General features: G+C 46.0%; 8 protein-coding genes and 1 pseudogene. 2 read left to right on the top strand and 7 right to left on the bottom strand.

Going from position 1 to position 12,835, the window contains the following annotated elements; translation table 11 throughout:
• Positions 1-24 precede the first annotated feature (24 nt).
• The 6 genes and pseudogenes from K2G41_RS03665 to K2G41_RS03645 form a co-directional block, all read right to left on the bottom strand.
• Complete coding sequence (locus tag K2G41_RS03665; protein WP_300114614.1) at positions 25-1,905, bottom strand: RagB/SusD family nutrient uptake outer membrane protein; 1,881 nt, start codon at positions 1,903-1,905, stop codon at positions 25-27.
• Positions 1,906-1,915: 10 nt separating this feature from the next.
• Positions 1,916-3,556, bottom strand: a complete 1,641-nt coding sequence (locus K2G41_RS03660) for a SusC/RagA family TonB-linked outer membrane protein (protein WP_300114611.1) — start codon at positions 3,554-3,556, stop codon at positions 1,916-1,918.
• Positions 3,460-5,079 (bottom strand): SusC/RagA family TonB-linked outer membrane protein, encoded by a 1,620-nt coding sequence (locus K2G41_RS03655; protein ID WP_300114609.1) that lies wholly within the window; start codon positions 5,077-5,079, stop codon positions 3,460-3,462. The genes K2G41_RS03660 and K2G41_RS03655 overlap by 97 nt, the downstream gene beginning before the upstream one ends.
• Positions 5,080-5,331: 252 nt before the next feature.
• Complete coding sequence (locus K2G41_RS03650) at positions 5,332-9,159, bottom strand: two-component regulator propeller domain-containing protein (RefSeq protein ID WP_300114607.1); 3,828 nt, start codon at positions 9,157-9,159, stop codon at positions 5,332-5,334.
• A 75-nt stretch (positions 9,160-9,234) separates the two neighbouring features.
• Positions 9,235-9,336 (bottom strand): annotated as a pseudogene (locus K2G41_RS12380) (two-component regulator propeller domain-containing protein); the annotation flags it as partial.
• Between the two features lie 376 nt (positions 9,337-9,712).
• On the bottom strand, positions 9,713-10,777 hold the full coding sequence (locus K2G41_RS03645; RefSeq protein ID WP_300114604.1) for a glycoside hydrolase family 43 protein: 1,065 nt from the start codon (positions 10,775-10,777) through the stop codon (positions 9,713-9,715).
• 273 nt (positions 10,778-11,050) lie between these two features.
• Between K2G41_RS03645 and K2G41_RS03640 the strand changes: the two genes are divergently transcribed.
• Both K2G41_RS03640 and K2G41_RS03635 read left to right on the top strand, forming a co-directional pair.
• The gene (locus tag K2G41_RS03640; protein ID WP_300114602.1) at positions 11,051-11,272 is read left to right on the top strand and encodes a hypothetical protein; all 222 of its coding nucleotides are present in this window, start codon (positions 11,051-11,053) and stop codon (positions 11,270-11,272) included.
• 149 nt (positions 11,273-11,421) lie between these two features.
• The gene (locus tag K2G41_RS03635) at positions 11,422-11,985 is read left to right on the top strand and encodes a Crp/Fnr family transcriptional regulator (RefSeq protein ID WP_300114600.1); all 564 of its coding nucleotides are present in this window, start codon (positions 11,422-11,424) and stop codon (positions 11,983-11,985) included.
• 303 nt (positions 11,986-12,288) lie between these two features.
• Here K2G41_RS03635 and K2G41_RS03630 read toward each other — a convergent pair whose 3' ends face one another.
• Positions 12,289-12,750 (bottom strand): hypothetical protein, encoded by a 462-nt coding sequence (locus K2G41_RS03630; RefSeq protein ID WP_300114598.1) that lies wholly within the window; start codon positions 12,748-12,750, stop codon positions 12,289-12,291.
• Between the last annotated feature and the right edge of the window lie 85 nt (positions 12,751-12,835).

Below are 12,835 nucleotides of genomic sequence, written 5' to 3'. Positions count from 1 at the left end.
GAGTTGTTAATGTTGTTTCCGGAATTACCATCCCGGATTCTGCCATTTTTCGCCGGTGATGGATTCAAACAGCGACGCCTCGTTAATGGGGATAGGATATCTCTTATATTTCGACACATAGCACTTACGGGTAGGACGGTTAGGTTCATCCTCATTCTGGTTGAGCATAATGCGGGTGTAAGTGTAATGATCGAGGTCGTTAGTCGTACCCACATCCCAACGCTGTATGCTCATACCCGTAGAGTACTTGACATCCTGAATGTCCTCATCGGGAAGACACCAGCGGATCTGGTCGAAATATCGGTTCTCCTCAAATGCCAGTTCCACCTGACGTTCGTGGCGCACAAGCAGACGGGCATACTCCTTGTCGGATGTCTTGAGATCGACGGCCGAAGAGAAACCGGCACGATGACGAATCTCATTAATCATCTTAAGGCCTTCTTCGATATGACCGGCTTCAATGGCAGCCTCTGCGTAGTCGAGCATCACGCCTCCAAGACGATAGTATTTTGTGCCTCCATCGCCTTCTTCACCTGTATCGGTTCCATAGGAGTCCATAGGAAGAGACTTAAGACGATAGTATCCTGTAGCGGTATATTCCTTTACGCCTTCATTTATACGGTCGGCGCCATCCGTACGGCGTCGGTTGCCTTTCTTATGCTCAGCATCGTAAGTATAGATATTGCAGACTTTTCCGGCTCTCTGCGCACCATTGTAAAGGACAGTGGCATAGAAACGCTTGTCGCGGCCTTCATAAGGATTGTTTTCATCATATCCCGAGCCCGGATTGTAGTTGGGCACAAGATGATATTCGTCGTTGTAAGGATTGGCGAGATTCAGCACGCTCTTGCCGGTGGATATCATATCGTAGGCGTCTACGAGTTCCTGAGTAGGACAGATGCCTGCCCAATACCCCTTATCGGCATAACTTGCCGGGGCATTGAACATACTAAGATTAGAACCCTGACCTGTGAACTGGAAAATTGTCTCCTTGTCACGAGGAGTCGTAGAAAGATCCTGCTGAAGAGCGAAAAGCTCCTGATAGGGATTGTCGCCATAGACTGCAGGATTGGCAACGACAGTGTAAAGTTCATAACCATTACTTACAAGTTGCTCATAACTGTCCTTGCACACCTGATATGCCCATTCCCACATATCTTCGCCTTCATTATTGAGGGGGCTGGCAGCAAACAAAGCTGCCTCTGCCTTGATGGCACAGGCCATGGCCTTGTTCATGCGCATCTTATATGTCGGACTGTCCCAACGCCAGGGCAGGGACGGGCAAGCCAGGGCTGCCTCACAATCTTCGATGATTGCTTCCGCATTCCTGCGATAAGTGCCACGGCCAAGAGTCGCAAAGTCATAGTCGAGGGCAAAGACTTCTTTCACGACCGGCAGCGGTCCATGAAGCTTTATTAGCTCATTCATGAAGAACGCTCTCAGAATCTTGGCCTCAGCCTCCCAGACAGGACGGTCGCTCTCAGTAGTCATCGCGGCGTCAGGAAGATACTGCAGGAATTCGTTGATGGAACGAATCTGTCCCCAGTAACGCTCCCAATACATTGCATCGAAACCTCCGACATGGCCGATGCTCCAGCGCCAATCGTTATCAGCAGTTGTTCTACCCTCATAACAGTCGGCGATGGCAAAACCTGCGGCATTTACGTATCCCTCATCTGAAAGAGGAATACGTGCATTCATCCAGAAATAGACACCGCGATTTCCACGACGTGGAAGATGATTGAAGCACGTCTTGAACGCGGCAGCCGTACCTCTTGGATCCTGGTAGGCCTCATCAATCGGGAGACGGCCATCAGGTGTCACGTCAAGGGCATCGTTGCACGACGCCAGCGACATACCGACCATTGCCGCGCCAAGAAGTAAGGATTTATGTAGTGATTTCATATCAAAATTATCAGAAAGTAACGTTAATACCGAAGTTATATACACGCATCGTAGGATAAGCCATAACTGCCTGTTCGATATCGTAGACAGAAGTGCGCTGCTTGTCCCATGTCACGAGGTTATTGCCATTGACATACACTCGGATTTCCTGAGCGTGAAGCGGACGGGTGATTGAAGAAGGAAATGAATATCCGATCTCAACGTTCTTAAGGCGAAGGAACGAACCATCCATTACATAGAAGTCGTTGGTCACATGGCTTGTGCTTCCTCCTGCCGAAGAAAGACGCGGCCAAGTAATCTTCTCACCGGCCTCATATCTCTCCTGGCTCCAACGGCCAAGCTGCTGCGAGTAGACACCGCCACCCTGACCATGCTCCTCGAAGATACCCCAACCCTGACGGTTGACAGAATAATCGGCCACACCGGAGAAAAGGCAGGAGAGGTCGAAGCCTTTCCAGTTGGCAGAAAGATTGAAACCGTAGGTTATACCCGGGAAGGCTGTAGACTTACCTACAGGAGCGAGGTCTTTCGTATCGATTACGCCGTCGTCGTTAAGGTCCTGGTAGACGAAGTCTCCGGGGCGTGGAACACCGATACCATATGATGCATAATTGTCTATCGCCTCCTGAGAGTTAAAGAATCCGGAGCCGTCAAGACCCAGTTCGGGATTGACCTCGTAGTTTATCCGATAGCCCCATTGCTGTCCGTAGGAGAAACCTGTGGTGCGATAGCGATAAGCATAATCTTCGCCAAGCGGCACTTCATCAAACTTAGTGATCTTATTCTTGGTACGGGAGAAATTAGCTCCGATACTGAATGAGAAGTCTCTTCCGATAGTCTGACGCCACTGTGCTGAAATTTCGAAACCATGGTTTTCCATCTCACCCATATTGACTTTCGGAAGGACACCGCCGGGAAGGCCCTGGAGAGTAGGAATAGTGTTACGGTTGATAAGCATGTGGTCGCGGTTCTCCCAAAAGACATCGCCGGTCACGGTCAAATGGTTGAAAAGAGTGAGGTCTATACCCACGTTGGTCTTTGTAGCAACCTCCCAAGTGATATCAGGGTTACCGATACCGAGGTAAGACACGTTATAACCATTACCTATACCAAGAGAAGGCATATCGTAGATTCCGTTCTCACGGGAATCCCAGTATGCACCGGTCCCTACGATTCCAACATTATCAAGGAAAAGGAATCGACTGCCGCCGATGTTATCATTTCCGACCTTACCCCACGAACCACGAAGCTTGAAGTTGGATACAGTTGTAGCGAGAGGAGCCCAGAACTTCTCATTGCTAATCACCCATCCTGCGGAAACCGCGGGGAAGAAACCGAAACGCTTTTTCGGTGAGAATTGCTCGGAACCATTATAGCCCATGTTGAATTCGATGAGATAGCGGGAATCGTAGGCATATTGGAACCTTCCGGAAAGTCCGATAACATTATAAGGAAGCACTCCGTCACCACCGGTAGCCTCAGTACGGCGATAGTCGCGTTGGAGAAGAAGCATGGCTCCTACATCATGACGGTCGGCAAAAGTACGGTTGTAGTTCAGATACCACTGAAGGTTGACAAAATAGCTTGAGAATGTGCTCTTGCTGGTGAGAGCTCGCCGTCTTCCGGTTTGTTCACATCCGCCAGCTTCCATACGTAATCTTCCTGAGTTCTGTCAAGGTAGTAAGCGGCATAGTCCTTAGCGGCAAACTGATAGGTATTAGCCTTTGACTCGAACGACACAAGGCCGCGTGTTGAGAGGCCCGGAGTGATAAACGAAAGATCAAGGATAAGGTTACCTATTACGTTCACACCTGCGCGGGTCTGCTTCTCGTAGCCGGTACGGGTAAGGTTGCCATACGCACTTGGATCGTTTCGGCCGTTCTCGTCGACAACAAGCATTCCCGGAGCCATTTCAGACAGCTGGCCATTATACTCGAAAGGATACGGATTGTCTTCCGGAGTGACAGGACCGGGAGTGGTAGGACGAAGCACATAGGCCCAGGGATAGATATTATCTCCTGAACGTGCCGGTTTGTTGACTTTCTCGATATAGCTCGATATGTCAAGACTGGCCTTGAGGTATTTACTAATCTGATGGTCTACGTTAGAGCGGAAATTATAACGATTCAGATTGGTGTTGGCGTTATAGCCGACCTTATCCTTCGATGGAACGTTAAACATACCGCCCTGATAGGTGTAGCCTGCAGACACAAAATACTGAGTCGACTCGGAGCCGCCGTTAAGCACTACATTGGCGCGAGTCTGCGGAGCATAGTCCCTGAACAGTACATCCATCCAGTTAGTGTTGGGGTGACCGACAGGATCTGTAGGGTCTCCTGTGAGCCATGACTGATACGCGGCAAGGTCGGCTTCCGAGTAGTAACGAGAATCGGTCGACACTATACCGTCGTTGCGCAGACCTTCGTTCTTCAAGAGAGCGAAGGTATATGAGTCAAGAGTCTTTTCTCGGTGTGCAATCTCCTGAATCGAATATTCAAAAGAAGCAGACACTTCAAGTTTACCTTTCTTACCGCGCTTGGTAGTGATAAGAATCACACCGTTGGCACCACGCACACCGAACACCGCAGTGGCAGAAGCATCCTTTAGCACAGAAATGCTCTCTACCTCACGAGGATCGATCACACGCATATTGTCGCGAGGCACGCCGTCAACGAGAATAAGCGGTGCTGTACCGTTGACAGTGCCCGCACCACGCAGCCAGAAAGTAACATCGTCGGCACCGGGTTCGCCTGATGTCACGGTTGTTGCAAGGCCGGGAATACGACCGGTAAGTGACTGCTGGATGTTGGCAACAGGAGACTTGAGCACCTCATCGCCTTTTACGCCACCGACAGCTCCGGTGAGAGTAGTCTTCTTCTGAGTGCCGTAACCGACTACCACTACCTCATCGAGAACTTCGGAATCTTCGGTCAATACAACCCGAAGATGCTCACCGGCGGCAACCTCTATAGGTTTGTATCCAACATACGAAATAAGGAGCTTGGAACCGGAAGGAACCTTTATTGAAAAGTTGCCGTCAAAATCAGTAGTGCTCCCCATTGAAGTACCTGCGACCATGACACTAGCTCCGATAAGAGGTTCACCGGAAGAATCCTCGACAGTACCGGAAGCCATAATCTGCCCGGCGGTAGCCTTAGCCTGGGGTTCCGGCATTGCCGACGCACCCGAAACTGTACCCACGGCTAATGATAAGCCGAGCAGTAGTCTGGGTATGGTCACGCCTTTTACGATTAGATTTAAAGCATGCATTAGTTACTATTATTTATAATGATTGGTTTCAGGTAAGATTTCCACAGGCCTTTGAGACCTCGTGTTGTGATGCAAAATTAGGCGGTAGACGGTTATATAGCTGATTATATCCTGTCAAATGATGCAACAATTCTTTCAGTGGATTTTAAGAATACACTATTTGGAATCTGTTTCTGAACTATTGCCTGATTTGGTTTTGGAGCCATCTTTATCTACAACTTTGGATAGAAAATCTTTCGGACTGACACCAAACTGAGCAAGGAAAGATTTACTGAAATAAGAGGGTGTATTAAACCCTACCATATACCCTACGGCCGACACCTGATACTGACCCGTTGCCAGAAGCTTGGCAGCCTTCTTAAGTCTGAACAGACGTACGTAGTCATTGGGGGTGGTCGACATCTCGCTGCGCATCTTCCTATGAAGACCGCTGCGACTCATATTCATTTCCGTAGCAAGTACGTCAATGTTAAATTCGCTGTCTGTAAGGTGCGCCTCTATTATTCTGTCAACTTCCTTAACAAAACTTTCATCAACCTGGGTATCCTTGGATTCCTTGTAGGGTAGCCAGGATTTCTCCATATATTCCTGTCGGATTCTCGCACGCGATGCTAATATATTCTGTATCTGAGTGCGCAGCAGACCTACCGAGAACGGCTTGGCTAAATAGGCATCGGCACCGACATCAAGACCCTTGACATGAATACCCTCGTCCGACACGGCGGTGAGGATGATTATACTGACATTATCCCATCTGCTCTGCGACCTGATAGCCTCGCACAATTGGATGCCATCCATCTCAGGCATGAGCACGTCGGTAATGACCAGATCCACATCGTGATTCTCAAGCACTCCGAGCGCGACCTTGCCGTTCTCGGCCGACATGACATTATACTCCGTGCGCAATTTCTTGACAAGGAAATCTCTTAATTCAGCATTATCCTCAACCACAAGTATGGTTTTGAGTGCGCCCGCCGGCTTTTCAACCTCAGACATTGCTGACAATATCGCCGACTCACCCGCCGGAGTTGTATCATCTGACGAGGTCTCCTCGTAGACTTCAGAGTTACTTACATTATCCCGTGCTATCATCGCACTGTCGCCAAGCGGCAGCTCTATGGTAAATACGCATCCCGCCGGGTCATTATCTGACACCTCGACAGTACCTTTCAATAGCTCCACAAGTCTGCTGACGATAGCCAGACCGAGTCCCGTACCTGAAATCGGAAGATTCTCAACAGTAGCCGTAGTATAGAATGGTGTAAATATTTTTTCTTTCTGTCCTGCCGGTATGCCCTTGCCATTATCTGCGACTTTGATTACAAACCTACGGCCGTCATCCAATACTTCCCCGCTTATGGCTATGGAATCACGGGTATATTTTACCGCATTAAACATCAGATTGCTCAAAATCTTGGTAATCGCATCGCTATCGGTATACGCGATAATATGCTCGGAAGGCAGATGCTTGGATATTACAACCCCTCTCCGTCGGGCAAGCAATCCGAATCGACTGCTGATTGCATCGATCAAAGTATTGATATCCACCGCCGAAAATTTGAGGGGCGACATGTGGGGCAGCTGACGGAAATCAAGCAGTTGATTGACAAGAGTCATCAGGCGCGACGTATTGTCTCGCATCACATCTACAGCCTCCTTAAAATCCTTATTGTTAGGATACATATCCTTAATATCCTCAAGCGGCGCATTAATCAGACTGAGCGGCGTACGAATCTCGTGGGCGATATTGGTAAAGAAACTCAGCTGAGTTTCATGATACTCATGCTGCTTCTCGTTTTCATATTTCATCTGCGCAAGCATCCGCCGACGTTCGTGCCGTGTCCTGACACCGGTATAGGCCCAATATATCAACGATACACCCAGCAGAATGTAGATTACATAGGCCATATTACTGCGGTAAATCGGAGGATGAATCACAAAGTCTATCGAAGTGACATCGGGATTCCACACTCCGTCGCTGTTGGAACCTTTCACTTCGAACGTATATTTGCCCGATGGCAGATTCCTGTAGATAGCGCTATGAGAATCATCAGTATAAACCCAGTCATGGTCTACACCCTTAAGCCGGAAGGCATACATATTTTTAGACGGATCGGTATAGCTAAGAGCTACGAAATCAAATGACACAGAAGCCACATCGTAAAAATCAAGTTTTGCACAACCATTCTCACCGTTAACGAAGTTTTCATCATGGGTGCCATCGTGACGAATACAATCATAACCCGTTATCATAACCGGAGGTACATAAGCATTACGATCAATTCGTCCCGGATTAAAAATGTTGATACCATCTATGCCACCAAAACACAGCGAACCGTCTCCTAAACGTATGGAGGATTTGTAGTTGAACTGCGAACCTAACAAACCATCACTGTATTTATAGTCGCATATCGAATCGTTGTCGGGATAGAAACAAGAGAGTCCGGCATTGGAACTCATCCACAAAGCACCACTACGATCAGGCACAATGCCGTAAATCACATTATTCGGCAGACCATCTTTTTCCACGTATGAGATGAATGTCCCGTCCCCGCGATTGAATCGGGAAAGTCCCCCACCCTCGGTTCCAATCCATATTAAGCCGCGATCGTCCATACATAGGCTGATGACTTTATTGGATTTAAGCGTAGTTTCATCCGCCGGATTATGCTGATAGCAATACCATTTGCCTGAATGAGCATCAAACGTAAAAATACCATTTCCGTAAGTGGCAACCCACATCAAGCCTTCATTATCCTCTATTATATCATATACAAAAGCCGTATGAGGGAATTTTGTCTCGCGTACAAATCGCCGTGTCGACCTGTCATATTTCAGCAGTCCGAAAATTCCTCCGACATATATATCGTTGCTATGTGTTCTGAAAATGGCATAGATAGGTCCTACATCAAGCCCATCGGCATGATTCATAGTCTTTTCGACTTTGGAAGTCGCTGTATTCACAATATCTATCGTACCTCTCAGGTTGCCAACCCATAGGTTATCACCCTCAAGCATTAATGCGTGAAGATTGTTATGTGAAAGTTGTGGTTCACTGATAAATTTCATGCTACGGTTATATCTGTCGAAACAGACAAGTCCCCGATTCTCGGTGGCTACCCAGAGATTGCGTTTCCCGTCTTCAATCATTTTGCCTGCCACCGAACCGGTAGGATCAGACCTTAAATCCGCCAACCGGTAGTGTGTGAAATTCCGCACATTACCATGGGTATAGTTCAACCCTGCGAAATATCCGCCTACCCATAATCCACCTTCTCTATCGGACAGTATCGAATAGACTGCATCATTCACCTGGAGAGGTGTATTCGCGCCCGAAAGCGAAATCTCCCGGCACTCTCCGGTCACACTATTATATTGAAATAGTCCCGAATTGCCACCAAGTAGAAAGACTCCCGGAGCTGTCTCGTGAACAGACCTTATAGCCTCGCATACATCCTGAGAAACCTCTGTGGTAAACGTCTCATCACGGCGATTCATGCAGAGCAGTCCCCATCCCCATGTACCTATCCAGAAACGATGCGACGAATCCTCATATATCTCATAAATATCGTTGTCAATCCCCGAGGTATCGAAGTTAAAGCACTTGAAGGACCTGCGTGATGCGTCATAACGATTGAGACCACCGCCAAGCGTACCAACCCATATCGTTCCGTATGAATCAAGAAAAATTTTCCACACACGGTCTGACTTCAAGTCCCCGGCCTTTCCCGTAGCTCGATAATTGCTCCACTTGCCATTGTCATAAACATACACTCCTTGCCCGAATGTACCTATCCATATCCGTCCTTCGCGGTCAGCAGTAATGGCATTGATTGCAACCTGCATATCATTTTCCGTACCCGGAAGGTTTACATAAGAGAATATTCCCTCGTCAGGATTATACTTAAACAGACCGTTATCCGTACCCACAAGGATAAAATGGTCAGACTTTTCGTAGAGTGCGCGGACAAAGTTATTTCCCAAACTGGTATCATCATCCGGGCGGTTTCTGAAAACTCTGAAATGACATCCGTCAAAACGGTTCAGTCCGTCTCTCGTACCAAACCACACAAAACCGTTATGGTCCTGCATAGAGCACCATATTGTATTTTGCGACAGTCCGTCTTCAACTCGATATATTCTAAAGAGATATTCGTCCATTCCCTTCATCTCAACTCCGAACATAAGCATAATCAGAGTCACAATGAAGAATTTTGAAAATTCAGGCTCGTATTTCAATTTTGCACTCATATATCAAATTTATGTTAATGCAAAATTACAACTTTGCCAAATCATACACTATTATGAACCGAGCATTTCCTGCAACGATTCTGTCAGATGCAACATTTGTGTCAACTCCGGCCTTTTGTCAACATTAGAACTACAAAGCTTATATATCTGAAAATACGTAGATTATAGTCATCTTACATCATTTTCGACATAATATCTCAATAAGCCGGCTAAAATAATCTACCTCAAAATTGACACAGACATAATCATACCAATTAACACAAAAGCCGCCTTTCACTTAATCGTATTAATCGTGTTTTCTTACTCGCGGCGCCGGACATTTAGTTTCCGACGGATAATCGCCAACTACCCTTGGCCATCCGTCACGATACTCTATCGCATCAATCATGAGTACGCGTTTGTCTTCCGGCTTATTGTCTTTATGAATCATCCTGTCTGCTCGATTTATCGCATGATACATAATCCAGTCTCGCCCCTCGTCATCGGTGATAATGGAGTTATGGCCGCATGCCATCCATCTGGCACCCTCCGACAAAATAGGACAACCGTCATCACGTCCATCACTATAGACCTCAAACGGTCCGGTAGGACTCATAGAGCGCGCCACCATCACTGCATAGTGCGCACGCTCTCCGCAACAATTGTCACCGGAATAAAACAAATAATAATAACCGTTGCGGTAAATCACCCATGAACCCTCTACAAGGAATCCATAACCCGGTCCGAAAGCCTTGATGAGCTCGATGCCCGGAGTATCATCCGTAAAACTAATCATGTCATCAGCAAGCTCCTTCACTTTTAATGGCTTGAATCCCGAGCCCCAATAAAGGAAATTTTTCCCGCTCACAGAATCATTAAAGACCATAGGATCTATATTATCAAAACCATCACCTGAAATCAACGGTTTTCCCGAATCAATAAACGGACCTGCGGGGTTATCGGAGACAGCCACAGCGAGACAGAGTCCTAAATCAGTCCCTGTCTTGACTTCAGCATCCGGCTCAGCAGAATAATACATATAATACTTATTTTCATGACGAGTCACATGAGGTGCCCAGAAATTCTGAGTTGAGTGAGCCCATTCAGGTTTCTTGGGCAATGCATCTCCGAGATGTGTCCAGTTGATTAAATCATACGAACGGAGCACCTGGATATTACACATCACACTATCTGCATCTATTCCCTGAGTGGCATAGACATAAAAAGCCCCGTCATCCGCACGGATTACCGCCGGGTCAGCAGTGGGCATTGGCCACACAGGATTCTCATAAAATTTTGTTGCATCCTCTGCATTGACCGTAATGCAGCCGATAAACATATAGATGCAAATTAAATAGTAGAACAGTTTCATATCAAATAGAAGCGAAGTTTAACTGCTGCAAAAATAGCATTCCTCATCCACATCAAATATCACAATACCGCCATAATTTTACAAAATTCTCTATTTTCCCCTCACCGACTGCTTATCCGCATAAATCAGGCCTCAGACCGTGCGGTAGTGAAAGCTCCAATGTCAACAACACGCTGACTGATGGTCAATGGCAGAAAAACCTACGAACTTCATTCATGCAGCTCATAGAGCGCACTGAAAAACGACGGTGAGTTTAAAGTGCTGGACGACCGCATGGGAGTCAAACACGATGAGAATGACGGCATAGAGAATAAGCAGGAGCAATCCCAGCAGTCTCAGCCTGATGTAAAGGCTGAAACGACAGTTAATACCATTAATTTCCACACAACAGACTCACCGCAGGGACATAAACCATCGATGATGGCTGAACCTCAGCCCCATTATCCTATGTCGGCAACTGCGCCGTGTTTTCCGGCTCGACATTTCGGAATTTGACAATCCACAATAGACAGATCAGGCTTCAATGCTTGGTATGTCTTTAACTGTATCAACGATTAAATTAGGGTGATAATCAAATATACAGCTAATAATCAGTGTTATATTCCTTTCGTATCTCGGGAAATTTTTGTAATTTTGCAGTCGATATGAAACATATGTTCAATACATATTTTGAAGGGGTCAATGCTGACCTGTGGTACTCTATTTGTAAGAGTCATGGTAAAAGAAAGGTTTTCGCTAAAGGTGAAAGATTCTGTTATGAGGGTCAGCCTGCGTATTACTTGGGTTTCATAGAGTCAGGCTACTTCAAGCATATCGTGAGGGATTTCAGAGGGAACGAACAAATTATTGGATTTTTCTTTAAGGATGCCTTGGTTGCCGATTATCTTTCAATTTTGGAAAATGCAGATGCGAGGAGCGAGATTGTCGCCGCTACAAAAGCCAAAGTTATTATCTGCGAAGGGGATATTGTCAATGAGGTAATGTCCAAACATACGGAAGCGCTACAGGAATTATCAAAAATGATTATCTGCCAGACTTATGACAGGCTGATTGATTTATACAAGAAGTCTCCAAAAGACAGATACTTATATCTGATAAAAAGCTGTCCGGAGATACTTCAACAGATACCCTTAAAAGAACTTGCTTCTTATCTGAAAATTACACCGACTTACCTTAGTCGTATTCGTAAAAGCCTTCTCACTGAATAATATAATCTATAATAAATCAAAGTGTCCCGAAAGTTTTATCATCTCTTTCGGGACACTTTATTATCGAATGTTATGGACGTCGCTTAAATTTCTAAGTTTCACTTTTTGATTACAAGTAAGTCTTGAAAATTAATTTATAGCAAATCTGAGTTTGCTGTGACGCATTTCCGATTTACTCCTCAGTTATAGAGCCACGGCTATACGCCTTCGTCGTAAGTCGAAACTTCGTTCACATCAAAACACAGCTTTGATATAAATTAATTTACAAGACTTACTTAATTCGATATTGTCAGGATTACGTCATCACGGCTTCTTGCCATTTACCGATACTATCTTTGACTGCTTGACAACAACAAAATCTAACTTATCGGTATAGCCTCTGACCTCGCCATTCATAACGACTTTATCGCCCGTACTTACGTGTCGCAGTTTCAGGTAATCGGTGAATGGTAATACACATAATATGCGAGCTTTACCACCTTTTGTCTCGGAAAGTTCTACTGACGGCAGGCCGTAGACATCCGGACCGACCTTGACTGCGTAACCGTTGATATTCACTTTAGGATAAGCATTGTTGGATTTACCCTTTTCGGATTTACCCTTTCCTATTGAAGTGCTACCTTGAGCCTTCATAATATTGTATACTTCAATGGCAGTCTTATTATCATTATCTTTCAAAGACGCCGGAGCTGAAGTCTGGGCAAATGCAGCCATTACCGCAAGAAGCGTAAATGAGATTGTTATAATTGTCTTCTTTAGATACATTTTTATCGTTTCTGTGTTGGTTTAACTCTGATATTTTTTATTATTGGTTTTAATTATGGTTTTCATTTGAAGCCTTGTCACAATG

It is taken from the genome of Duncaniella sp., assembly GCF_029056165.1.
In the GTDB taxonomy this organism is placed as follows: domain Bacteria; phylum Bacteroidota; class Bacteroidia; order Bacteroidales; family Muribaculaceae; genus Duncaniella.
This window is presented reverse-complemented; position numbering and strand designations above follow the sequence as displayed.